The sequence below is a fragment of the Deltaproteobacteria bacterium genome, assembly GCA_005879795.1.
Taxonomy (GTDB): domain Bacteria; phylum Desulfobacterota; class Binatia; order DP-6; family DP-6; genus DP-6.
Map to the genome: position 1 here is coordinate 1 of VBKJ01000213.1, position 21,460 is coordinate 21,460.

Annotated in this window: 24 protein-coding genes, 2 tRNA genes and 2 rRNA genes; 12 read left to right on the forward strand and 16 right to left on the reverse strand. The window is 71.0% G+C overall.

What is annotated here, in order from left to right; translation table 11 throughout:
* Nucleotides 1-108 precede the first annotated feature (108 nt).
* Nucleotides 109-582 carry a helix-turn-helix domain-containing protein gene (locus tag E6J59_18375; protein TMB16681.1) on the reverse strand — a complete coding sequence of 158 codons (474 nt, stop codon included), beginning with the start codon at nt 580-582 and terminating at the stop codon, nt 109-111.
* Nucleotides 583-1,124: 542 nt separating this feature from the next.
* Here E6J59_18375 and E6J59_18380 point away from each other — a divergent pair.
* From E6J59_18380 to E6J59_18395, 4 genes are all read left to right on the forward strand, one after another.
* Nucleotides 1,125-2,240: a glycosyltransferase family 4 protein gene (locus tag E6J59_18380; GenBank protein ID TMB16682.1), complete on the forward strand. Its 1,116-nt coding sequence runs from the start codon at nt 1,125-1,127 to the stop codon at nt 2,238-2,240.
* Between the two features lie 27 nt (nt 2,241-2,267).
* Complete coding sequence (locus E6J59_18385; protein ID TMB16683.1) at nt 2,268-3,449, forward strand: glycosyltransferase; 1,182 nt, start codon at nt 2,268-2,270, stop codon at nt 3,447-3,449.
* On the forward strand, nt 3,446-5,074 hold the full coding sequence (locus tag E6J59_18390) for a hypothetical protein (protein ID TMB16684.1): 1,629 nt from the start codon (nt 3,446-3,448) through the stop codon (nt 5,072-5,074). Before E6J59_18385 ends, E6J59_18390 begins: the two co-directional genes overlap by 4 nt.
* A gap of 70 nt (nt 5,075-5,144) precedes the next feature.
* Nucleotides 5,145-6,038 (forward strand): glycosyltransferase family 9 protein, encoded by an 894-nt coding sequence (locus tag E6J59_18395; protein TMB16685.1) that lies wholly within the window; start codon nt 5,145-5,147, stop codon nt 6,036-6,038.
* A gap of 13 nt (nt 6,039-6,051) precedes the next feature.
* Here E6J59_18395 and E6J59_18400 read toward each other — a convergent pair whose 3' ends face one another.
* Together E6J59_18400 and E6J59_18405 are read right to left on the reverse strand one after the other, a co-directional pair.
* Entirely contained in the window at nt 6,052-6,942 is an 891-nt protein-coding gene (locus tag E6J59_18400) for a class I SAM-dependent methyltransferase (protein ID TMB16686.1), read from the reverse strand.
* 45 nt (nt 6,943-6,987) lie between these two features.
* Nucleotides 6,988-8,136, reverse strand: a complete 1,149-nt coding sequence (locus E6J59_18405; GenBank protein ID TMB16687.1) for a deoxyguanosinetriphosphate triphosphohydrolase — start codon at nt 8,134-8,136, stop codon at nt 6,988-6,990.
* A gap of 176 nt (nt 8,137-8,312) precedes the next feature.
* Here E6J59_18405 and E6J59_18410 point away from each other — a divergent pair, with 176 nt between their 5' ends.
* The 3 genes from E6J59_18410 (at nt 8,313) to E6J59_18420 (ending at nt 10,289) form a co-directional block, all read left to right on the forward strand.
* Nucleotides 8,313-8,570 carry a ribbon-helix-helix protein, CopG family gene (locus E6J59_18410; protein ID TMB16688.1) on the forward strand — a complete coding sequence of 86 codons (258 nt, stop codon included), beginning with the start codon at nt 8,313-8,315 and terminating at the stop codon, nt 8,568-8,570.
* Complete coding sequence (locus E6J59_18415) at nt 8,564-8,920, forward strand: type II toxin-antitoxin system PemK/MazF family toxin (protein TMB16701.1); 357 nt, start codon at nt 8,564-8,566, stop codon at nt 8,918-8,920. The genes E6J59_18410 and E6J59_18415 overlap by 7 nt, the downstream gene beginning before the upstream one ends.
* 154 nt (nt 8,921-9,074) lie before the next feature.
* Nucleotides 9,075-10,289, forward strand: coding sequence for an ACS family MFS transporter (locus E6J59_18420; GenBank protein ID TMB16689.1), 1,215 nt, complete (start codon nt 9,075-9,077; stop codon nt 10,287-10,289).
* On the opposite strand, the gene E6J59_18425 is transcribed toward E6J59_18420, so the two are convergent.
* The 7 genes from E6J59_18425 to E6J59_18455 all read right to left on the reverse strand — a co-directional run bounded on the left by E6J59_18425 (nt 10,270) and on the right by E6J59_18455 (nt 13,786).
* On the reverse strand, nt 10,270-10,713 hold the full coding sequence (locus E6J59_18425) for a 50S ribosomal protein L9 (GenBank protein TMB16702.1): 444 nt from the start codon (nt 10,711-10,713) through the stop codon (nt 10,270-10,272). The two genes, E6J59_18420 and E6J59_18425, sit on opposite strands and share 20 nt — an antisense overlap.
* Before the next feature lie 16 nt (nt 10,714-10,729).
* Nucleotides 10,730-11,017, reverse strand: a complete 288-nt coding sequence (rpsR, locus tag E6J59_18430) for a 30S ribosomal protein S18 (protein TMB16690.1) — start codon at nt 11,015-11,017, stop codon at nt 10,730-10,732.
* Between the two features lies 1 nt (nt 11,018).
* Nucleotides 11,019-11,417 carry a 30S ribosomal protein S6 gene (rpsF, locus tag E6J59_18435; GenBank protein ID TMB16691.1) on the reverse strand — a complete coding sequence of 133 codons (399 nt, stop codon included), beginning with the start codon at nt 11,415-11,417 and terminating at the stop codon, nt 11,019-11,021.
* Nucleotides 11,398-11,988: an aminoacyl-tRNA hydrolase gene (locus E6J59_18440; protein ID TMB16692.1), complete on the reverse strand. Its 591-nt coding sequence runs from the start codon at nt 11,986-11,988 to the stop codon at nt 11,398-11,400. Before E6J59_18440 ends, rpsF begins: the two co-directional genes overlap by 20 nt.
* Before the next feature lie 3 nt (nt 11,989-11,991).
* A complete protein-coding gene (locus tag E6J59_18445) occupies nt 11,992-12,729 on the reverse strand; it encodes a 50S ribosomal protein L25 (GenBank protein ID TMB16693.1) in 738 nt (245 codons plus the stop codon).
* Between the two features lie 13 nt (nt 12,730-12,742).
* Nucleotides 12,743-13,687 carry a ribose-phosphate pyrophosphokinase gene (locus E6J59_18450; GenBank protein TMB16694.1) on the reverse strand — a complete coding sequence of 315 codons (945 nt, stop codon included), beginning with the start codon at nt 13,685-13,687 and terminating at the stop codon, nt 12,743-12,745.
* A gap of 27 nt (nt 13,688-13,714) precedes the next feature.
* Nucleotides 13,715-13,786: transfer RNA gene (locus tag E6J59_18455), tRNA-Gln, on the reverse strand.
* A 114-nt stretch (nt 13,787-13,900) separates the two neighbouring features.
* Here E6J59_18455 and E6J59_18460 point away from each other — a divergent pair.
* From E6J59_18460 to E6J59_18470, 3 genes are all read left to right on the forward strand, one after another.
* Nucleotides 13,901-14,710 (forward strand): inositol monophosphatase, encoded by an 810-nt coding sequence (locus E6J59_18460; GenBank protein ID TMB16695.1) that lies wholly within the window; start codon nt 13,901-13,903, stop codon nt 14,708-14,710.
* Between the two features lie 58 nt (nt 14,711-14,768).
* A tRNA-Arg gene (locus E6J59_18465) sits at nt 14,769-14,840 on the forward strand.
* 116 nt (nt 14,841-14,956) lie between these two features.
* Nucleotides 14,957-15,139: a hypothetical protein gene (locus E6J59_18470; protein TMB16696.1), complete on the forward strand. Its 183-nt coding sequence runs from the start codon at nt 14,957-14,959 to the stop codon at nt 15,137-15,139.
* A gap of 74 nt (nt 15,140-15,213) precedes the next feature.
* On the opposite strand, the gene E6J59_18475 is transcribed toward E6J59_18470, so the two are convergent.
* On the reverse strand, nt 15,214-15,792 hold the full coding sequence (locus E6J59_18475) for an isochorismatase family protein (protein ID TMB16697.1): 579 nt from the start codon (nt 15,790-15,792) through the stop codon (nt 15,214-15,216).
* 78 nt (nt 15,793-15,870) lie between these two features.
* Here E6J59_18475 and E6J59_18480 point away from each other — a divergent pair, with 78 nt between their 5' ends.
* On the forward strand, nt 15,871-16,293 hold the full coding sequence (locus E6J59_18480) for a hypothetical protein (protein TMB16698.1): 423 nt from the start codon (nt 15,871-15,873) through the stop codon (nt 16,291-16,293).
* A 7-nt stretch (nt 16,294-16,300) separates the two neighbouring features.
* On the opposite strand, the gene E6J59_18485 is transcribed toward E6J59_18480, so the two are convergent.
* Both E6J59_18485 and E6J59_18490 read right to left on the reverse strand, forming a co-directional pair.
* Nucleotides 16,301-16,795: a peptidyl-prolyl cis-trans isomerase gene (locus E6J59_18485; GenBank protein ID TMB16703.1), complete on the reverse strand. Its 495-nt coding sequence runs from the start codon at nt 16,793-16,795 to the stop codon at nt 16,301-16,303.
* Between the two features lie 167 nt (nt 16,796-16,962).
* A complete protein-coding gene (locus E6J59_18490; protein TMB16704.1) occupies nt 16,963-17,538 on the reverse strand; it encodes a hypothetical protein in 576 nt (191 codons plus the stop codon).
* A 66-nt stretch (nt 17,539-17,604) separates the two neighbouring features.
* Here E6J59_18490 and E6J59_18495 point away from each other — a divergent pair, with 66 nt between their 5' ends.
* A complete protein-coding gene (locus tag E6J59_18495; GenBank protein ID TMB16699.1) occupies nt 17,605-18,486 on the forward strand; it encodes an alpha/beta hydrolase in 882 nt (293 codons plus the stop codon).
* 358 nt (nt 18,487-18,844) lie between these two features.
* Here E6J59_18495 and E6J59_18500 read toward each other — a convergent pair whose 3' ends face one another.
* The 3 genes from E6J59_18500 to E6J59_18510 all read right to left on the reverse strand — a co-directional run.
* Nucleotides 18,845-20,716, reverse strand: a complete 1,872-nt coding sequence (locus E6J59_18500) for a hypothetical protein (protein TMB16700.1) — start codon at nt 20,714-20,716, stop codon at nt 18,845-18,847.
* A 103-nt stretch (nt 20,717-20,819) separates the two neighbouring features.
* Nucleotides 20,820-20,935, reverse strand: a 5S ribosomal RNA gene (gene rrf, locus E6J59_18505).
* 70 nt (nt 20,936-21,005) lie between these two features.
* Nucleotides 21,006-21,460 (reverse strand): 23S ribosomal RNA (locus E6J59_18510); the annotation flags it as partial.

Here is a 21,460-nt window from a genome sequence, read left to right on the forward strand (position 1 = left end):
GGCGCCGTCACCGCGCTACGTCCTCGTGTTCATGGGTCACAACGACGCCTGTACGGGCACGGTCGACAAGACCGGCAACAGCTGTGGCGGCGACCGCGACCCCAACAACTACTGCCGTACGAGCAACGTGGACCCGGGGCTGCGGTCCTCGAACCACGCGTGCTCCGAGCCGTCGATCTGGACGAGCTCGCCGAGACAGGCCCGTCGGGGCCGCGGCGGCTGGCTGCGCCGCAGGCGCTGCGCCCGCGGCACCCAGAGGCCGGCTGCCGTCATCCACCCGCGAAGCGTTTCAACGGAGAAGGCGAGGCCGTGCTGCTCGGTGAGCTTCTGATGCGCGAAGGTCGGGCCGAAGTCGGCGTATCGCGCGCGCACGAGGGTCAGCGCGTGCTCGCGGGTCGCCGTGGCCAACTGGCGATTGCTGGGCCGCCCGCGATGGCGGGACGCCAGGGCCTTGGCGCCGTCGCGCCGGAACGCGCGGTAGAGGCGTCGGACCTGGCGCTCGCTCAGCCCGAGCAACGCGGCGGCCCGGCGCCGGGTCAGCCGGCGCTCCGCCAGCTGGGACATGACCTGCAGCCCCGCCATGACGCCATTGTGGGCGCGGGGCGGACATTTCTACTTTGGAGAAACCGGACATTTGCATTTGGGGCCTACAGTTCAACGTCTGATAAGGAGGGTTATGTAAACTTTTAGGGTAGTGGGTCAGTTTCACGCAGGACGCCGTTTGACCCGTAGGCACCGTCCCGAGTAGCTCAGGTGCTACGACCGAACGTGACCAACTCGCCCGAATCCGCCGACGTCGTCGGCTCATGTGGGCGCTCATGCTCGGATACCTCCCCGTCGTGGGATTCCTGGCTGCCGCCTTCGCTAAGAGCGAAACGGAGGCGCTGTGGATGGCCTTGACGTGGATGGTGGCCGCCGCTGCCGCCGGCGCTGTCGCCGCCTTTAGCCGCTGCCCACGATGCGGGAGATTCTTCGCCGTTAGGGCCGTCACCTCAGCCCGAGGCGGATGGAGCAACCCATGGACGCAGCGGTGCCTAAACTGCGACCTTCCCCTCCGCCACTTTTAGGGTCGTGCCGCGGGCTGCGCCTGGCACCGGTGCGGCGCCCGCGCTAAGAGGACTTCGGTGCGGATCGCCCTCTTCTGCCCGAGCTACGGCCAGGTCGGGGGCATCGAGGAGAAGGCGCGCATTCTGGTCGAGGTGTTCCGCGCGCGCGGCCACGCTGTGACCGTCCTGGCGCGCGGAGAGCCTGCGACCTCCAGAAGCGACGGCGACGTGCCGGTCGTGCGCCACGAATACCACCAGATGCCGCGCCGGGCCCGGCACGTGGCGCGCCAGCTGCGCTTCCTGCGTGACCTGCCGCGCGCGACCCGGGCCCTGCGCCGGGCGGTGACGGACGCGGCGAGCGAGGCGGTGCTGACCCTCGCCATCACCTCCTACGCGCCGTACGCGAGCGCGCTCGCCGCCGCCACCCCACTCGTCCTCAGCCTCGAGGGGGGCGAGCCAGGCGGCCGCTTCACGGCCAACCCGCGCACGCTCCGCTCGGCGCTGCGGCGGGCTACGCGCGTGGTCGCCTGTGCGCGCTCGCTCGCCGGTTCTGCGCAGGCGCTCGCTCCGGAGGTCGCGGATCGGCTGACCGTCATCCCGAACGGGGTCGAGCCCGAGCTGTTCGCGGACGGCCCCGCCCACACGCATCCCCGCCCCTACGTCGCCGCGGTCGGTCGGCTGGTCCCCCAGAAGGGCTTCGACGTGCTGCTCGAGGCGTTCGCCCACCTGGGAGCGTCGGAGCTCGATCTCCTCATCGCCGGTGACGGGCCGGAGCGCCCGCGCCTCGAAGCGATGCGGGAGCGGCTGGAGCTGGGCGCGCGGGTGCACCTGCTCGGGGCCCTGGACCGCGCCACGGTGGCGCGGCTCTACCGTGGCGCCCGGTTGGTGGCCTGCCCCTCGCGCTGGGAGGGGATGCCGCTCGTCTGCCTGGAGGCGATGGCGAGCGGGCGCGCCGTGGTGGCGAGCCGGGTGGATGGAATCCCGGACGCGGTCAGCGACGGCCAGACCGGTCTCCTCGTGCCGCCCGAGGATCCGGTCGCGCTGGCCGCCGCTCTTCGCGCCCTGCTCGAGGACGCACCGCGGCGCGACCGTCTCGGCGCGCGCGGCCGCGCGCTCGTGTGCGCGGAGCTCACCTGGGCAAGCGTCGCCGAGCGCTACCTGACCGTGCTCGCCGACGCCGCGGCGTTGCGCTAGGCGGTTTGTCTCCATCACCCGCCGGATTTGCCTCGCTACCCTTTGCCCGATATACCCGCGGGCGACCGGCAGGCGCGCCGGCGCTCCCCCGTGAGATTGCTCTTCTTCAGCCCGCATTACGGCACGGTCGGCGGCGTCCGGCTGATCATCGACGCCCTGGCCGGGGCGGCGCGCAACGCCGGGCACGAGGTAGGCGCGGTGGTCGACGGTGACGTCTTGCGCTTCCCCGGGTGGGCGCGTGAGCTTCGCCTCTACCCCTTCCCCGCCCGGACGCGCGACCTCCGCCGCCTACGCCGCTTCGCCCGCAAGCTGCCGGTGGCGGCGGCGCGTCTCGTGGGCGCTGTCCGCGAGTTCGCGCCCGACGTGGTCAGCGTGCACGGCATGCGGCGGTTCGCCCCCTACGCCGCGCTCCTGCGGCGCGTGACCCGCGTCCCTCAGATCCTGAACCTCCAGGAGGCGGCGCTGCCGCCCGGGCAGCCGGAGAACCCGGGCCTCTTCCGCATGCTCGTGCGCGCGGCCGACGCGGTGGCCGCCTGCTCTGAGGAAGCGGCCGCCTACGCGAGCACGGTGGGCGGCGCACGGCGAGTGGTCGTGGTGCCGAACGGCTACGACCCTGGGGAGTTGGAGGGCGCCGGGTCGTTCCCGCACCCCCGCGCCTACGTGCTCGGCGTCGGCCGCCTCGAGGCGCAGAAGGGGTTCGACCTGCTGATCGAGGCCGTGGCCCGCCTCGCGCGGCCGGACGTCGACCTCCTCCTCGCGGGCGACGGCAGCGCGCGCGGCGAGCTCGCGGCGCTCGCGGCGCGCCACGGCGTGGCCGACCGGGTGCGCTTCCTCGGAGAGACCGACCGGGCGATGACGGTCGCCCTCCTCAAGGGCGCCGCGCTCGTCGCCTGCCCGTCACGCTTCGAGGGGTTGCCGCTCGTCTGCATCGAGGCCCTGGCCGCCGGGCGCCCGGTGGTGGCGAGCGCCATCAACGGCATCCCGGAGGTGATCCGGGACGGTGAGACGGGCGTGCTCGTGCCGTGCGACGACGCCGCCGCCCTCGCCGCTGCGCTCGCGCGCCTGCTCGACCGCCCCGAAGAGGCGACGCGGCTCGGCGCCTGCGGCCAGGCGCTCGTCGAGCGCCGCCATCCGTGGCCAGCGATCGCCCGCGAGTATCTTGCGCTCTGCGTCGAGGTGGCGGCGGCGCACAACCGGGTCGCGGCATGAACGGCCGCCGTCGGGTCTTGGTCATCGGCCTCGACGGGGCGACGTTCCGTCTCCTCGGCCCGTTCGCCGCCTCCGGCGAGATGCCGGAGCTCGCCCGCCTCATGGCCGAGGGGTGCCACGGCGAGCTGCGCTCGACCTACCCTCCCCTGACGCCGCCCGCGTGGTCGTCGTTCATGACAGGGAAGAACCCCGGGAAGCACGGCGTGGTCAGCTTCCGTCGCCCCCCCGCGGGCTACCGCACGGGCGACTTCATCAGCGCCAAGACGCTCAAGGCAAAGACGCTGTGGGAGCTCGTGGGCGAGGCAGGGCTGACGGTGGGCTCGCTGCACGTCGTGCCGTCCTATCCCGTGCGGCCGGTGAACGGCTTCATGGTCTCGTGCATGCTCTCACCGCCAGGCGCCAAGGACATCATCTACCCGCCCGAGTTCTGCTCGCTCCTCGGGGAGGACTACGTGATTTCGCTCGAGCCACCGACGCAGCTGGTCGCGAGCCACGCGGATTACCGCGCCCAGGCGCTCGACTACCTCGCCCGGCTGCGCCGGCTCGGTCAGCGGCGGCTGGAGGCCACGCTGCGGCTCATGAAGGAGCGGCCCTGCGACCTCCTTTCGGTGATCTTCTACGAGCCCGACCGGGTACAGCACTTTTTCTGGCAGCACCTCTCCGGCACCGGGCCGCCCGAGGTGGCTCCCGCAGTGATCGAGGAAATCGCGAGCCACGCCCGCGCGATCTACCGGGATCTGGACGTCGCTGTCGGCGAGCTTCGGCAGGCCTCCGGGCCAGACACCGTGACCTTCATCATCTCGGACCACGGCTTCGGCCCCGCTCCGGGCCGCTTCGTCCACGTGAACCGCTGGCTGGCGGACAACGGCTGGCTGCACGTCCACCGCAGCTGGCGCCTCCGCCGCCGGGTCGCGAAGCGGCTCCCCGCCAACCTTCGCAAGCGCTGGGACACGGTCGAGAACGTGTTCGTCAACTGGAGTCGCAGCTTCGCCTGGTGCGACGCCATGGAGACGCGGAGCGCCGCGCTCTGGCTCAACGTCGAAGGGCGGCAGCCCCAGGGACGCATCCGGCCGGGAGCCGAGTACGAGCGCTTGCGCGAGGAGATCCGGCAGGGCCTCGCCGAGCTTCGCGACGACGGTCGTCCTGTCTTCGAGCAGGTCGCCCGGCGGGAGGATGTCTACCACGGTCCGATGACCGAGCTCGCCCCGGACCTCCTCCTCTACGCCAATCCGACCCACGGCCTGCGCTTCAACGGGCTCCGTCCGGAGCTGCGCGCCCGAGCCACCTTCGTCGACTTCATCGACTACGGCTTCACCGGCGCCCACGAGCCGGCAGGGATCTACATCGTTGCCGGCCCGGACATCGCACCCCTCGGCCGCCAGGACACGAAGCCGATCGAGTCCCTTGCCCCTACCATTCTGTCGCTCCTCGGCCTGCCGATCCCCGACGGGATGGACGCCGGGCCCCTGCTCGATTTCCTGACCCCCGAGGCGCGTGCGAGGACGGACGTACGCTACGTGCCGGACGTCGCGCCGACGGAGGGGGGCGAGGATGACGCGTACGGGTCGGAGGGGGATCGTGCGCAGGTCGAGGCGCGCCTTCGCGCCCTCGGCTACGTGGAGTGAGAGCGCCCCGGCGCCCCCGGGCATGCTGTCCCTGGTTAAGAGGCTCAAGCCGGCAGGTGACGACCCTCGCGTGTTGTGGCTTCGCCCCGAGTGGGGGTACGGCGATCACCTCATGCTGACCGCCATTCTCGCAGGCCTCAAGGCGGAGCACCCGACGCTGCGAATCCGGCTTGCGGCCGCCCACCCCGAGATATTCTGGCACAACCCCCACGTGGAGGAGGTGCTGAGCGTGCACCGCCTCGGGCGGAAGCATCCCGAGCGCCTGGCGCGGTACCTCGAGGTGGTGCGCCGCCCGCCCGAGGCCCGATACCTCCAGGTCTCGGGACATCTGCTCGACGATATGTATGACTGCATCGGCATCCCGCTGAAGGAGCGTCCGCGCCAGCCGTACATCTACCTGACCTGGCGGGAGCTGCGCTTCCGCGGACGCGAGGTCGAGGCCCTGCCCCGCCCCCGCATCGCGATCGCGGCGCACGGCGCGCCGGACGTGAAGCTCCCCAACAAGGTCTATCCGGCCCCTCAGTGGCTGGAACTCGTGCCGTTGCTGGCACGCCTGGGCGGCAGCGTGCTCCAGATCGGGACCCGGACGGAGGGATCGCTGATCGCAGGCGCGCGCGACTACCGCGACCTGGGATACCGTCACACCGCCAGCCTGCTCAAGCGCTGCGACCTGCTCGTCACCCATGTGGGCGGCATCATGCATCTCGGGACCGCGGTCCGGGTTCCGACCGTCGTGCTGTACGGCGCCGCGGAGCACCCGGAGGTCAGCGGCTACCCGTGGAACCTGAACCTCTACACCCCGATCGAGTGTGGCCCCTGTTGGATGCGGGAGCCCTGCTCGCACCACTCCTGCATGCGTCGGCTGACGCCGCAGCTGGTCCTGGAGGAGGTGGAGGCGGTCCTCGCCGGCGCCTCGCTCGGTAGCCGCGACATCCTCCCGCCAGCCGCGCCCCAGACCGCGTAGCCGGGCCGACCCGCTATGCGCGGCGCTCGATCAGCAGCGCCCGATAGGGCCGGTTGATGGCGGTCACGTGGCGGTGGCAGGTGAGCGCCAAGTCGGGAACCTCCTCGCCGTCCAACGTCACCTGCGCGATCGTCACGCGGAACAGGTCTCGGTCGATGTTCGCAAGCAATCGCTCGCGCACCGCCGTGACGTCATAGATGCGGGCATAGTTGCCACACCAACTCCCGCCCGGGATGGATGCCGTCGGGTCGATCACCCGCCACGATCGGCGATCGAACTTGCGGGCGAGCGTGAGGGCATCGGTCACCTCCAGGTATCGCGTCGCGACAAAGAGCGGGACGATGCAGCAACGACCGCCCGGCGCGAGCAACCGCTGCACCTCGCGGAGGAAGGCGATGTCGGACTCTCCCTGGAAGTGCTCGAAGGAGTGATGACAGGCGACACGGTCAACATGAGCGTCCGGTAGCGGAATCGCTCCGGCGTCGCCCTCGATGCACACCACCCCCTTCCCGACCTGCCGTCGGAGCCAGTCGGTAACCTTCGCATCCTGGAGGTATCGCTCCCGGCACTCGAGCACGCTCACATAGGTATGGATTCCACCCGCCCCGTCGAGGAAGGAATGCTCCGGCTGCGGGTTCAACAGCGTGAACGTGGTGAAGAACTCGAGCAGCTTCTTGTGCCGGATGTCTCCGAAACGGGTCTTCCATTCCGGCACGTACCGACGGACCCAGTCCTGGCAGAGCGTCGACTGTAGGGCGAGGGTGATCACGTCCACACCTCGCAACCCTTCCAGCTCTGTTGACGGAGTGGGGTGTGCCACTCGGTCAACGATCAGATTGCGAGCGAACCCTGTCCAGCGAACGCGCTTCACGCCCCCGCGCACTCTTCTACTCGTGCCTGACAGCGCAAGACGTACGGAGGCATGGGCTTCGCCGGTTGGTCTTGATTCTCAAACCCGCTCCTCCGGATCGAACAGCTTCTTGTACTCCTGGAGCGCGAAACGGTCGGTCATCCCGGCGATGTAGTCGGCGATCGCCCGCGGGATCGACGGGCCCTCTTCCCGTGCCCGCTCGGTCACGTGCGGCGGCAGCTGCTTCGGCTCCTGCATGTAGACCTCGAAGAGCGCGCTCATGATGCGGTCGGCCTTCTGCGTCATGCGCGTCACGCGGTAGTGCGTGTAGAGCCGGTCGTAGAGAAACACCTTCAGCTCCTGGTTGCGCTCGCCCATCTCGGGCGAGTACTCGACCAGGCGCGGCTTCACGCGGCGCACGTCGGCGAGTGTCTCGACGCCGAGCTGGCGCAGGCGGGCCAGGACCGCTGCGCAGAGATCGCTCACCAGGCGGTCGATCACGCGCCGCACCGCCTGGTAGTGGCGCACGTGGAGCGGGGCCTCCGGCGCGACCTCGGCCGTCGCCTCGCTCCACAGGCGCGTGCGCGCCAGGTCCTCGGGGTCGAGCATGTTCGACTTGAGCCCGTCGTCGATGTCGTGCGCGTTGTAGGCGATCTCGTCGGCGAAGTCGACGATCTGGGCCTCCAGGCTGGGCGCCAGCTCGGGGTCGAACTCGCGTACCTGCGGGCGGTCGTAGCGCGTCGAGTGCTTGACGATGCCCTCGCGCACCTCCCACGAGAGGTTGAGCCCGCGGAAGGCCGGGTAGCGCTCCTCGAGCACGTCCACGATGCGGAGGCTCTGCGAGTTGTGGTCGAAGCCCCCGTGGGGCTTCATGAGGCGGTCGAGCGTGCGCTCGCCGGCATGGCCGAAGGGCGTGTGCCCGAGGTCGTGCGCGAGCGCGACCGCCTCGGCCAGATCCTCGTTGAGCCCGAGGGCGCGGGCGAGCGTGCGCGTCACCTGCGCGGCCTCCATCGTGTGCGTGAGCCGCGTCCGGTAGTAGTCGCCCTCGTGGTTCACGAACACCTGCGTCTTGTACTCGAGGCGGCGGAAGGCCGTGGAGTGGATGATGCGGTCACGGTCGCGCTGGAAGGCCATGCGGAGGGGGTGCTCGGGCTCGGGATGGCGGCGGCCGCGCGAGTCACGGCTGCGCATGGCGTAAGGCGCGAGGGCGGCCGCCTCGCGCGCCTCGAGCTCGCTGCGGGTGGGCATCGGTGCGGGCACTCCTAGCGCGCGCGCCGCCCGAGGAGCAAGGTCCGTTTGCGGCCTGCGGGTCCTGGCGCCGCGCAGGCGAGCGGGCGAGCGACACGCTGTCGAGACGCCGCCCGCTTGTCTGCCGACCTTCGCGGCGCTAGGGTACTCTCCTAAGTATTACCAAAAGGAGCACCATGGCCCATCGTAAGACCGCGATTGCCGTTCCCGCAGAGATCCTCGACGAGGTCGATCGGGCTGCGCGCGCGCGGGGGGAGTCGCGCAGCCGCTTCATCACTCGAGTCCTTCGCCTGGCCGTGCGGGCGCGCCGCGACGCCGAGGTCACGCGGCGTCTCGACGCCCTCTTCGCAGACGAGTCGCTGGCGGAGGAACAGCGGCACGAGGCCGACGACCTCGCCCGGCACGCGGTGGATTGGGCCGACGAGCGCTGGTGATGCGCCAGGGCGAGGTCTACTGGCTGCGGTTTGCCGGGAAGGGGTCGGAACCCCGCGGACGGCGGCCGGCGGTCGTCGTGCAGCACGATCGATTCAACCGCAGCGCCATCCGGACCGCCGTGGTCGCGGCCGTCACGTCCAACCTCCGCCTGGCGGCGATGCCGGGCAACGTCCAACTGCGCAAGGGTGAGGCTGGTCTCCCCCGCCCGAGCGTAGTCAACGTGAGCCAGGTCCTCACCATCGATCGAGCACGGCTGACCGACTGCGTGGGAAGCCTGGGCAGCGAACGGCTCCGCGACGTGCTCCGCGGGCTGGCGCTCCTCTTCTTCATCGAGCCGGGCGAACCTTGAGCAGGAGGGCCCGCGGGGCTCCCGCTGGCAGCCCTGGCCCGCGCCCGAGGGTCGGAGGGCAAGGCGAGTTTGCGGCGCGCCTGGTCGCGCTGGTACTCGCGTCGGACCATGAGCGCGAGCGAAGGATGCCGATGAACGCGAGCGAAGGATACCCATGAGCGCGTCGCCGCGCCGCTTCACTCTCTCGGCCTTCTGCTTCACCTGCCTCGCGCTCAGCTACATGGACCGCTGGAACCTCTCGATCGCGGCCCCGCTCCTGATGAAGGAGTTTGGCTGGGACGAGACCACCATGGGTCTCCTCCAGTCGGTCTTTTTCTACGGCTTCACGCTGACGCACCTGCCCGGCGGCTGGCTCGCGGACCGCTTCGGCGGGCGGCGCGTGCTGGGTGCGGGGACGCTTGGCTGGACGCTGGCCACGGGCGTGACGCCGCTCGGCGGCAGCTTCGCCGCCCTGGCGGCCGCACGGGTCGCGCTCGGCCTCGGCGAGGGGCTCAACATGCCCTCCATCTCCAGCCTGGTGGCACGCTGGTTCCCGCGCGAGGAGCGCACGCGCGCGACGGTGGTGAACCTGACCGGCATCCACACCGGGACCCTCGTCGCCCTGCCCCTCTCGGGCTGGATCGCCGCCACCTGGGGCTGGCGGCCGATCTTCTACATCTATGCCCTCGTCGGTCTCGTGTGGGTCGCGCTCTGGTTCCTCTGGGCCCCCGAGCCGCCGCTCACGGGCGCGGAGCCGGCGCGGGTTGTGCGCGTGCCGTGGGCCCTCCTCCTCCGCCGGCGCGCGGTCTGGGCGCTCCTCGGGACCACCTTCATCACCAACTGGACGGCCTGGTTCATGTACTCGTGGGTGCCGACCTACTTCATCCAGGCGCACGGCTTCTCGCTCAAGGGGAGCGGCGTGGTGTCCGCCGTGCCGAACCTGGTGATGATCGCCGGCGGGCTGGTGGCCGGCTGGGTGGCGGACCGGGCCATCGCGCGCGGGCAGCCCGTCACCCGCGTGCGCAAGGTGATGCTGGTCAGTGGCTTCGCCGGGGCGACGGTGTTCCTCCTCGTGCTACCGCACGTCCCGGTCGGCTACGCCGCCGTCGCGTGCCTGTCCGGTGCGCTCGCCTGCTTCGCGCTCGGCGCCAGCACCGTGCTGGTCAACAGCCTCGACCTCTCTCCCCGCCACGCCGGGGTGCTGGTCGGGCTCCAGGGGACGGCAGGAAACGTGGCCGGGATGGTGTCGCCGGTCCTGGGCGGCGCGATCGTCGCGCGGACGGGCGACTGGAACCTGAACTTCTACCTGATCGCCGCGCTCTTGGTGGTCGGTATGGTCGTGTGGACGCGCTGGGCGAGCGGGGAGCCGATCACTCCGGCTCGACCGTGAGCTCGACGCTCGCGCGCACGCTGCGCCCGAGCTGCACCGTGATCGGGAAGGTGCCGAGGTGCTTGATCGGCTCCTCGAGCAGGATGCGGCGGCGCTCGACGTGGAAGCCCTTGTCGGCGAGCAGGCGCTCGACGTCCATGTTGGTGACCGAGCCGAAGAGGCGACCCTCCTCGCCCGCCCGTGCCCGCACCACGAGCTTCAGCCCCGAGAGCCGGCTCGCGGTTGCCTCCGCGCTCTTGTGCTCGCGGTCGGCCTTGGCCCCGATCACGCGCTTGTGGTGCTCGAGCACGCGCAGGTTTTTCGGGCTCGCCTCCACGGCGAGGCCGCGCGGGAAGAGGAAGTTGCGGGCGTAGCCCGGCTTCACGCGCACCACCTCGCCGATCTTGCCCAGGTTGGGCACGTCATCGCGCAGGATCACTTGCACCGCCATCGGCCTCTCCTCACGGGTAGGCTGCCGTGAACGGCAGGAGCGCCACCGTTCGCGCCCGCTTGATGGCGAGCGTCAGCTGCCGCTGGTGCCGCGCGCAGTTGCCGGTGATGCGGCTCGGGATGATCTTGCCCCGCTCGGACAGGAAGGTGCCGAGGACGCGCGAGTCCTTGTAGTCGATCAACAGGCTCCGGTCGGCGCAGAAGCGGCAGACCTTCCGCCGGCCCATGCCGCGGCGGCGGAACCCCCGGCCCTCGCCCTTCCCCCGGCGCTCGCCGCGCTCGCGGTCCCTCTCTGCCATCTCAGGAGCCCTCCTCGTTCAGGCCCTCGAACTCAGCCGCGCCCTCGAACTCGGGCTCCTCGCGCTCGGGCCGACGCGCGGCGGGGCGCTGCGGCGCGGGCGGTGCGTTCTCCGCCTGGCGCACCGAGACGAAGCGGAGCACGCGGTCCATGAGCTTCAGGTTGCGCTCGATCTCGAGCAGCGCCTTCGACGTGCTACGGTACTCGAAGAGGACGTAGAACGCCCGTCGTTGCTTGCCGATCAGGTAGGCGAGCTCGCGCAGCCCCCATTCCTGGACCTGGGCGACGGTCGCGCCCTGGTCCTCGATCAGCTTCTTCACGCGCTCGGCCAGCTCCTTCGCGCCCGGCTCCCCCAGGTCGGGATGGAGCAGGACGAGCGTCTCATAGCGGCGGTCCGCCATGCGGTGCCTCCCTCTGGTTGATGCGATTCATGGCCCGCTCGGGGCCGTCGGTGACGAGCAGCTCGACCGCGTCCGTGGCGCGCTCCTCGGCCGAAGCGAGCGTGGCCAGCTCGTCGGCCGGCGGCACGCTGAGCACCCAGCTCGGCGGCACGGCCCCCGCCGGCGGCCGGCCCACGCCGACCTTGACGCGCAGGAACCCCGGGTCGCCGAGCGCCGCCATCAGCGACTCGACGCCGCGGTTGCCCCCGGCGCGGCCTCCGCGCCGGATGCGCACCCGCCCCGGCTCGAGGTCGACGTCGTCGTGCACCGCGATCACGCGTGCCGGATCGACGCGGTAGAAGCGCGCCAGGCTCGCCAGCGCCTCGCCCGACTCGTTCATGTAGGTCTGCGGCTTCACGAGCAGCACGCGCTCCCCGGCGCGCCGGGCCTCGCCGACCAGCGCCCGGTGCGCCTCCCGCTCGACCGCCGCGTCCCAGCGCGCCGCCAGCCGGTCGACGACTCGGAAGCCGACGTTGTGGCGCGTGGCGGCATAGCGGCGGCCCGGGTTGCCGAGGCCGACGACCACCCACACGGGCTACGCCTCTCCCCCACCCTTTCTTCCCCTTCCCTCGCTCCCCTTCGCCTCGCCGCCCTTGCTCTCGGCGGGCGCGGCCTCGGCCGCCGGTGCCGCCGCGGCCCCCTCGGCCGGCGCGCCCTCGGCCGGCACCGCCTCCGCCGCCTCGGCGGCGGGCTTCGCCTCCTCGACCGTCGGGGGCAGCACGGAGACGACCGGCTGCGTCGGCTCGCCCATCGCCGTGACGCCCTCCGGGAGCTTCAGCTCGGAGAGGTGCACGGCCTGGTGGATAGTGAGGTGTGACACGTCCACCTCGATGAACTCGGGGATCTCTGTCGGCAGGCACTCGACCTCGACCTCGCGCACGATGGGCTGGAGGATGCCGCCCTCGACCACGCCCGCCGCCTTGCCGACGAAGCGGAGCGGCACGGAGACGGTGAGGCGCTCGGTCAGGTCGACCTCGAAGAAGTCGGCGTGCAGGACCTCGCCCGTCACGGGGTGGCGCTGTATCTCGCGCAATAGGACCGCCTTGTCGTGCAGCTCGGCGTCCTTACCGCCGTCGTTGACCAGGCGGATCAAGTGCGAGCCCTCGAGGTGTGAGAGCTTGCGCTCGAACTCCTCGGTGCGCACCGCGATCGACACCGTGGTGCGCCTGGGGCCGTAAAACACGGCGGGGATGACCCCTGCCCTGCGCAGCTTGCGGGCCGCGCCCTTACCCTGACCCTGGCGGCGCTCGATGGCGACCTCGACCATTTCCATGGGCGTTCGTCCTTCAGATGAAGAGTGAGCTGATGGAGGCCTCCTCGTGCGTGCGGCGGATGGCCTCGCCGAGGAGCGGCGCGACCGAGAGGACGCGCAGCTTGCCGAGCTTGGTTGCCTCCGGGCGTAGCGGGATCGTATCGGTGACGATGAGCTCGTCGAAGCTCGCCTGGGCGAGGCGGGGGATGGCGGGACCGGAGAGGACCGGGTGGGTGGCGCAGGCGAGCACGAGCGGCGCTCCCGCGCCCCGCACCGCGTCCGCCGCCGCCGAGAGCGTGCCCGCCGTGTCGACCATGTCGTCGACGATGACCGCGGCGCGGCCGTCCACCTCGCCGATGATCTGCATCTCGGCGACCTCGTTCGGGCGCGCGCGCCGCTTGTCGATGATCGCTAGGTTGGCGTCCAGGCGCTTGGCGAAGGCGCGCGCGCGCTCGACGCCGCCCGCGTCGGGCGAGATGACGGTCACGTCGCGCCGCCCGATCCGCCCGCGCAGGTACTCGAGGAGGACGGGCGTGGCGTAGACGTTGTCCACCGGGACGTTGAAGAAGCCCTGGATCTGCCCGGCGTGCAGGTCGACGGTGAGCACGCGCGAGGCGCCGGCAGTGGTGATCAGGTCGGCCACCAACTTGGCGCTGATCGGCACCCGGGGCGACACCTTCCGGTCCTGGCGCGCGTAGCCATAGTAGGGCACGACCGCCGTGATGCGCCGCGCCGACGCCCGCTTGAAGGCGTCGAGCATCAGCAGCAGCTCCATCAGGTGGTCGTTGGTGGGCGTGCAGGTGGACTGGATCACGAACACGTCGCCGCCGCGCACGTTCTCGGTGATCTCGACCTGCACCTCGCCGTCGCTGAAGCGGCCGATCTCGGCGTGGCCGAGGGGCACCCCCACGTAGCGGCCAATCGCCTCCGCCAGCGGGCGGTTCGCACTCCCCGTGAATATCTTGATCTCGTCCTTCACCGACCGTTCCGTGTGTTCCCCCGCGAGCTGGGCGGGAAGGAGTCGAACCTTCGCTGCCGGATCCAAAGTCCGGTGCCTTACCAGCTTGGCGACCGCCCACCAGAGCCCGAGCCGCGTCCCCGCGAAACGCGGCATGCTAGGTTCTGCCCCGTTCGCTGTCAACCTCGACAGCTCAGTTTGCCCCGCCCGGGGCAGCGTGGCAGGAAGGCCCGCATGCTGGCGTTCGAGCGTGTGGCGCACACCGCCGCGGCGCGGGCCGGAGCGCTCCTGCGCGCGCGCTACCGCGAGCGGCAGGAGGTGACCCTCAAGGGCGAGGTCGACCTGGTGACCGCGACCGACCGCGAGGCCGAGCGCCTGATCGTGGAGGCGATCACGGCGGCTTTCCCCGAGCACGGGATCGTCGCCGAGGAATCACCGCCGCGCCCCGCCCGGGACGGCCACCGCTGGTACGTCGACCCGCTCGATGGGACCACGAACTTCGCCCACGGCTACCCGCACTTCTGCGTGTCCATCGCACTCGCGTGCGACGACGATCTTCGCCTCGGCCTGGTCTACGACCCCGTTCGCGAGGAGACCTTCAGCGCCCTCCGCGGGTCGGGCGCGCGGCTGAACGGGGCGCCGATCGGCGTCTCGGACACCCGCGTCCTGGAGCAGGCCCTCCTCGGCACCGGCTTCCCCTACGATCGCCGCCAGCATGCGGACTTCTACCTCGCCTTCGTCGCCGAGGCGCTGCACCGCGCCCAGGGGGTGCGGCGCGGGGGGTCGGCCGCCCTGGACCTCTGCTACGTCGCCTGCGGGCGCCTCGACGCCTTCTGGGAGTGGAAGCTCCATCCCTGGGACACGGCCGCCGGGAGGCTCGTGGTCGAGGAGGCGGGCGGCCGGGTGACCGATTTCACGGGCCAGCCCCACCGCCTGGGCGGGGAAGAGACGGCAGCCTCGAACACGCATCTGCACCGCCCGCTCCTAGACATGCTGGCGGCCGTGCGCGGCGAGCTGGCCGCCGGGACGCCCCGGCCTGGCTGACCGGGCAGGCGCTCGTGGTGGACCGGGGGGGGCGCTTGTGATACCCGAGCGGCCCGCGGCCCCCGTGGTGAAATGGATATCACACAGGCCTCCGGAGCCTGGGGTAGAGGTTCGATTCCTCTCGGGGGCGCTCGCGGACCCGGTCGAAAGGCGCGCAAGTGCTTGCTTAGCCAGCAGTGTTTGTCTACATTCAACAGGCTGGATCCGACTCTGCCTGGCCGGGGCGTCTGGGCGGGAGGAGGGGTGATGGAACTTCCCAAGTGCCAGAAATGTAACAACGGAACCCTGATTCCGCTGTCCGACTACGGCCAGGAGGGCGCCTCGGTGATCTTCAAGGCGTGGGCGTGCACCAATCCCGAGTGCGGCTTCTCGCTGCGCGTCGACAAGGGTGAGGTCACCTACGGGAAGAAGATCGAGCACAAGCACTGAGCAGCAGCCCTGAGTGATTACGAGGAAGGCCGTCCGACGTGCCGTTCTCCTTTTGCCCGCTGTTCCCGCGCGCATCACTCGCGCGGGAACGGCGCTTCCTTGAGGAGCCGCTGGAGCGCCTTGAACTCGGCGCTCTCGGCCGTGCGGACGAGCTCCAGGAGTGCCTGCTCGCTCGAGGTGGGCAGCATGCCGGCCGCCTCCATCTTCTCCCACGCCGGTTCCACGTCGGCGAGGCGACGAGACGCCGTCGCATCCCGCGCCACCTGCACCTGATAGCCGAGCATGAGGAGGTCGTGCACCGTCTGGTTGACGCAGGCATGCGTCTCTATGCCGGCGACCAGCACCTGTCTCCGGCCGGTCGCCGCGAGCCGCTCGGTGAAGGTGGCCGCGCCGCAGCAGCTCATGCTCATCTTCTCGATCACCTGGAGACCCGGGGGAAAACGCCCCGCCACCTCCGGCGCGGTGTGGCCGAGGCCGCGCGGGTACTGCTCCGTCACCACGAGGGGCACGCCGAGGATTGCCGAGCCCTCGACGAGGAGCCGGCACGCCACGACTACACGCTGCCACGCCTGCAGCGCCGTCCGGTAGCCCTCCTGAAGGTCGATCACCACGAGGACGGCACGCTCGCGGTCGAGAAGGGCCGCGTGTCGCATGGCGCCCTCCTAGCCCAGGGTGCTCGGGCGCCGCAATCCGTCCTTTACACCCGAGGATCCCCTCGTTAGACGGGCGGTATGCGCCGACGCCTCGGAATCGTCGCCGCGCTCGCCACATGCGTCGCGGGTGCGGGAGCCGCGTCGGCCGCACGCTACGACGAGCAGCCCTTCGGGGTGCGCGCCCTCTACACGGGCGTCGCCGTGGTGGCGAACGTCACGCCCGTGGTCTCGGCGCTCTACGCCCCGCGCTGTCTCCCCGGCTACGTGGTGTGCAAGCTCACATACGCGGGGCTGAGCCTTGCTGCGGCAGCCGACCAGCTCGTGCTCTCGGGTGGCGGCGATTTGGCGCAGACGTGCGCCATCCTGCATCGCGGCTTCGCGGGCGACTGGTACCTGACTGGACGCCACGTCGCCGGCGAGGTCGAGCCCGAGCCCCTACCCGAACCGCCCGCCCCGGCACCGGGGAGCGGCGGGAGCGGATGGCAGCCGCCCCCGCTGTGAACGGGCGTTATTCAGCGATTACCTTCGCCGACTTGATGATCACGGGGTCGACCGGGACATTCTGGTGCGGCCCCTTGGTGGTGGTCTTCACCTGCTCGATCTTCTTGACCACGTCCATCCCGTCGACGACCTTCCCGAACACCGCGTAGCCAGGCTTGTCCTTCTCCCCGTTGAGGGACCCGTTGTCCTTCACGTTGATGAAGAACTGTGAGGTTGCGCTGTTGGGGACGTTGGTACGCGCCATGGCGACCGTGCCGGTGTCGTTCTTGAGCCCGTTGTCCGACTCGTTCTTGATCGGCGGCTTCTGCCCCTCGCGCTTCTCCTGCATGTCGGCCGTCAAGCCGCCGCCCTGGATCATGAAGCCCGAGATGACGCGGTGGAAGATCGTGCCGTCGTAGTAGCCGGCCTTGACGTAGTCGAGGAAGTTCTTGACCGTGACCGGCGCCTTGTCGGGAGAGAGCTCCACCTTGATGTCACCCATCGACGTCGACAGCAGCACCATCGGTTTTCCTTTCCCGGCCGCCGTCGCGGCCCCCGCGAGACCGAGCCCCAGAGCGAGCACACCCACCAGCGCCGAGCGCCAAGCCGTCATCGCTGTCGTCCCCTTCCGTGAACGTGAGGATTGTCCCGCTTCTCTTTCCATACGCCCCACGCTCCCGCAAGGGCGGCTCAGAGTTCGTGCTGCCCCATCGGGATCGTGACGGTGGGGACGGTGCGCGCGAGATCGCCCCGCACCTCGACGCAGCGCCGGTTGTAGACGCCGGTCACCAGGCGCCGCCAGCGCACCTCCGCGTTCGCCACCACGTTGGCTTCGGCGTCGAGCGCCAGCACCTGCGCCAGGGCCTCGCGCAGGTCGGGCTCGCCGGCAGCGAGCGGCAGGCCCGCGAGCGAGGCGCGGCAGGAGCGCCCGCTCACCCCGGGGCGTAGGAGCTTGAGACCCCTGCCCTCCGCCTGGGGAGCGAGGATGCCCACGCTGCCGAGCGACGCGCTGCAGCCCACGAGCGCAGCGGCGGCGAGAGCGCCGAGACGGGTCATCCGAGCGCGCCGGCGTCCTTGCCGCCGGAGGTTGGTCAGGAACACGGCGCTCCGTCGGACGAGCGCGTGCGCCAGCTCGCGCCCCGCGGGCCGGCGGAGGTCGAGGGTCACGCTGCGTTTGCCGCGGTTGTCGAGCTGGAACGCGGCAGAGGGCACCGCGACCCAGATGCCGAGCTCGAGCACGCGCACGCCGTCGAGGACTCCGGCCACGGCGGCCGACCCTGCCATGGGCACGCGGCTCTCTGCAAACCCGCTCGGGCGTGGTAGACGGCGGGCATGGCCGAGGACGTCCGGGGGCTCGGGCCGACGTCGCACTACTTCTACTCGCAGCGCCTGAAGCTCCACTACGTCGACTGGGGAAACGCGGAGAAGCCGCCCCTCCTCCTCCTGCACGGCGGGCGCGATCACTGCCGCAGCTGGGACTGGGTGGCGGCCGACCTGCGGCGGAGCTTCCACATCATCGCCCCCGACCTGCGCGGCCACGGCGACTCCGCCTGGGCAGTGGGCAGCACCTACTCCATGATCGACTACGTGCTCGACGTCACCGCACTCATGAAGACGCTCGACCTCTTCCCGATCACCGTCATGGGCCACTCCCTCGGTGCGGGTGTCGCACTCCAGTACGCCGGCATCTACCCCGACCGCGCCGCCCGCCTGGTGGCGATCGAGGGCCTCGGGCCTCCGGCGGGCCTGACCAAGCCGCCCTCGGCAGCGGCGCGCATGCTGCAATGGGTGCGCGAGATGCAGGCGCTCGCTCGGCGGCACCCGAAGCCGTACGCCACGCTCGAGGAGGCGATCGCCCGCATGCGCGAGGCCAACCCGCATCTCAGCGAGGAGCAAGCGCGGCATCTCACCCTGAGCGGCGTCATCCGGCACGAGGACGGCACCTACGCGTGGAAGTTCGACAACTTCGTACGCGCCGTCTCGCCCTACCTCTTCAACGTCGACGAGGCGCGCGAGATCTGGAGCCACATCACCTGCCCGGTGCTGCTCGTGCGCGGCAGCGAGTCCTGGGCGCCCGACCCGGAGGTCGAAGGGCACGCCGCCGCGTTCCGCCATCCGCGGATCATGACCGTCCAGGGGGCCGGACACTGGGTCCACCACGACCAGCTCACCGCGTTCCTGCGCGGGGTGCGCCAGTTCCTCGAGGCGCCGTGAGCGGGCGCGTCCGCAGGGCGCTCGTCCTGGGCGTCCTCGTCGCCGGCTGCGGCGTGTCGCCCGACACGACCCGCGTCGAGCTGCGGGGGTATCTGGCCCGGACCAGGAGCTGGGCGCCGGCCGAGGCCGAGGCCAACAGCGCCATCAAGCGCATCCTCGCCACACAGTTCGTGGACGAGGCGGAGATCCGCCGGCAGATCGTCGACAGCCGACCCCGCATCCTGACTCACCTGGAGCACCTGCGCGGCTACGCGCCGCGCTCGAAGGACATCGCCCGCATCCACGCCCGCTACATCGCGGCCTGGGAGACGCTCCTCGGCGGCTACGACGCCATCGAGGAGGGCTTCTCGAGCGGCGACTACGCCAAGCTGGCGCGCGGCCGCGAGGCGATGGAGGCGTGGCGGAGGGAGATCGAGGCGGTGGCTCGCGAGCTGCGCGAGCTGATGGAGCACTTCGGGATCGAGAGGCCGGGCGCGCTGGAGAGCCGATCGCGCGCGGGCGTGCTCCGGCGCTCCACGCAGAGGACGAAGTCGAGCGCCCGGCCCGCCGCCACCGCTTGATATTTCTCCCAGAAGGCGCGATCGATCGCGCGCAGTGCGCGCGAGATGCGCGCCAGCCGATAGCGGCGGTAGGCGTCGGGCCCGCCATTGTACGCGGCGTAGGTGGCGCGGGCGGCATTCTCGAGGCGCCCGTTCGCCTCGCGGGCGCCGTAGCGCGCGAGGAGATGCGCCAGGATCTCGGCACCCGCCCCGGCGTTGTAGGCGACGTCCCACTCGAGCCGGGCCGGGTCGAAGAACCCGCGCCACACGCGCCGGTTCACCTGCATGATGCCGACGTCGCCGCTCCTCGAGAGGAGGTAGGTGACCTTCCCGTCCTGCTCCACGAACTGCCGCCAGCAGCTCTCCTGCCAGGCGACCGCCGGGACGAGCACGCCGTAGAGGTGCGCGAACCGCTCCTCCACGGCGTTCGCCCTCGCGGTCCTGCCGGCCACGAGGGCGAGCAGCCGGCCGACCGCGTCGCGGTAGGCGGGGAGCTCGTCTGCCGCGGGCAGCCAGCGGTCGAGCCTGCGCGCGAGCGTGCCCATCTCGTCCGGCGGCGGCCCCGCCCAGGCGGCCCGCGGCCCGAGCCAGGTGTAGGCGAGTGGGTCGCCGGCGTAGGTCGGGTCGAGCACGCGCGCGAAGCGCCGGAGCCCGTCGGTCGAGATCTCCAGCCCGAGCGACGGTGCCGCAGCATCGAGCGCCGCGAGCGCGTCGCCCGCAGCGACGAAGCTCGCATAGCGGAGCAGTCGGTCCTGCGGCCCACCGTGAGCGGCGCTCTCGCGCACGATGCCCCGTAACCGCTCCCACGCGTCGAGGAACAGTTGCCGTACCGGGTCGACGCCCGCCACCGGACCTCCGACGAGCGCGTCGAGCACGCGGTGCCGGCTCGCGATCAGGAGATCGAAGAGCTCGTCGCGCAGGCCGGGGTCGGCATCGGCGGCGCCCAGGTCCTTCACGACGAACACGAGGAAGCCGTCCCAGCTCTCGACCAGCCGCTGCCAGCGCGCCAGCTCCGGCGGGGCGAGCGGCGGCTCGGGCGGCGACGCGGTCGCGTCGCCGGGCGGCAGCTGGAGCGCGACGCGCACCTTGATCCCGTCGTCGTCCACCGAGACGCCGAGGGGATGGAGTGTGGCCAAAGCCTCCAGCACCGGGCGGGCCCGCGCCGGCTCGACCGACGCGCGGAGGAGGCCCCGCGCCTCCTCGACCGGCGGCGCCAGGTCGAACGTGAAGCTCGCCAGCTCGCTCTCGAAGCGATCCTTGACCAAGTCCCAGAGCCGGCTCGCCACGAGGGTGCGCCCGCCGGCCGCGTCGTAGAGCTGCGAATCGAGGTCGCGGAGGCGGAGCCGCCAATCGTCGCCCATCTCGGGTCGCGCCAGCGACTCGACCCTGCCGCTCCACGCCAGCCGGGCGAAGCAGAAGCCGAGGAAGCGGACGCCGAGATGAGCCCTGCCCTGCGCGCTCACGCGCATGCGGCCCGCCACCGCCCCGACGCGCAGGTCGCGCAACACGAGCGAGCGACAGCCGCCACGCGAGCCCCAGAGGACGGAGCTGCCGTCGGGCTCCTCGCCCAGCTGACGGGCGAGGGTCGCCCGCAGGAGGGCGTGGTCCACCACCAGCGGGAAGCCGACCTCGCCGGCTCCTCCGGCGGTCGCGAGCAGCGTGGTCGCCAGCACGGCCGCGCACAGACGCATGACCGGTCCCTAGGTAGCCGGCGGAGCGCCGCCGCTCAACACCCGAAAACGCGAAGGGCCCGGTCGCCATCACCTCGGCGAACCGGGCCCTTCGTTCCGAGAGATCCGGCGGCGTCCTACTCTCCCACACGGCGACCGTGCAGTACCATCGGCGCTGGAGGGCTTAACGGCCGTGTTCGGGATGGGAACGGGTGTTTCCCCTCCGCTCTCACCGCCGGAAACCGGTCACAAGCTGGACGGGAGCGTCTGGGTCCGAGAGCGAGTGCGCGGTAGCTCACCCAGGCAAGAATCATGGTCAAGCCGCACGGCCATTTAGTACCGGTTAGCTTCACGCCTTACGGCGCTTCCACACCCGGCCTATCAACCTCGTCGTCTACGAGGGGCCTTCAGGGGCCTCGCGGCCCGGGGATGCCTTATCTCGGGGATGGCTTCCCGCTTATATGCTTTCAGCGGTTATCCTTGCCGCACATAGCTACCCGGCGGTGCGGCTGGCGCCACAACCGGATCACTAGCGGTGCGTTCATCCCGGTCCTCTCGTACTAGGGACAACTCCCCTCAAGCATCCTGCGCCCACGGCGGATAGGGACCGAACTGTCTCACGACGTTCTGAACCCAGCTCGCGTGCCACTTTAATCGGCGAACAGCCGAACCCTTGGGACCTGCTCCAGCCCCAGGATGTGACGAGCCGACATCGAGGTGCCAAACCTCCCCGTCGATGTGAACTCTTGGGGGAGATAAGCCTGT

Excerpts from the sequence above, each read along its gene's own strand:
- E6J59_18375 (TMB16681.1), bottom strand. The coding sequence starts at position 582 with ATGGCGGGGCTGCAGGTCATGTCCCAGCTGGCGGAGCGCCGGCTGACC.
- E6J59_18390 (TMB16684.1), top strand. The coding sequence starts at position 3,446 with ATGAACGGCCGCCGTCGGGTCTTGGTCATCGGCCTCGACGGGGCGACG.
- E6J59_18405 (TMB16687.1), bottom strand. The coding sequence starts at position 8,136 with ATGCCCACCCGCAGCGAGCTCGAGGCGCGCGAGGCGGCCGCCCTCGCG.
- E6J59_18410 (TMB16688.1), top strand. The coding sequence starts at position 8,313 with ATGGCCCATCGTAAGACCGCGATTGCCGTTCCCGCAGAGATCCTCGAC.
- E6J59_18420 (TMB16689.1), top strand. The coding sequence starts at position 9,075 with ATGAGCGCGTCGCCGCGCCGCTTCACTCTCTCGGCCTTCTGCTTCACC.
- rpsR (TMB16690.1), bottom strand. The coding sequence starts at position 11,017 with ATGGCAGAGAGGGACCGCGAGCGCGGCGAGCGCCGGGGGAAGGGCGAG.
- rpsF (TMB16691.1), bottom strand. The coding sequence starts at position 11,417 with ATGGCGGACCGCCGCTATGAGACGCTCGTCCTGCTCCATCCCGACCTG.
- E6J59_18445 (TMB16693.1), bottom strand. The coding sequence starts at position 12,729 with ATGGAAATGGTCGAGGTCGCCATCGAGCGCCGCCAGGGTCAGGGTAAG.
- E6J59_18460 (TMB16695.1), top strand. The coding sequence starts at position 13,901 with ATGCTGGCGTTCGAGCGTGTGGCGCACACCGCCGCGGCGCGGGCCGGA.
- E6J59_18470 (TMB16696.1), top strand. The coding sequence starts at position 14,957 with ATGGAACTTCCCAAGTGCCAGAAATGTAACAACGGAACCCTGATTCCG.
- E6J59_18475 (TMB16697.1), bottom strand. The coding sequence starts at position 15,792 with ATGCGACACGCGGCCCTTCTCGACCGCGAGCGTGCCGTCCTCGTGGTG.
- E6J59_18480 (TMB16698.1), top strand. The coding sequence starts at position 15,871 with ATGCGCCGACGCCTCGGAATCGTCGCCGCGCTCGCCACATGCGTCGCG.
- E6J59_18485 (TMB16703.1), bottom strand. The coding sequence starts at position 16,795 with ATGGTGCTGCTGTCGACGTCGATGGGTGACATCAAGGTGGAGCTCTCT.
- E6J59_18495 (TMB16699.1), top strand. The coding sequence starts at position 17,605 with ATGGCCGAGGACGTCCGGGGGCTCGGGCCGACGTCGCACTACTTCTAC.
- E6J59_18500 (TMB16700.1), bottom strand. The coding sequence starts at position 20,716 with ATGCGTCTGTGCGCGGCCGTGCTGGCGACCACGCTGCTCGCGACCGCC.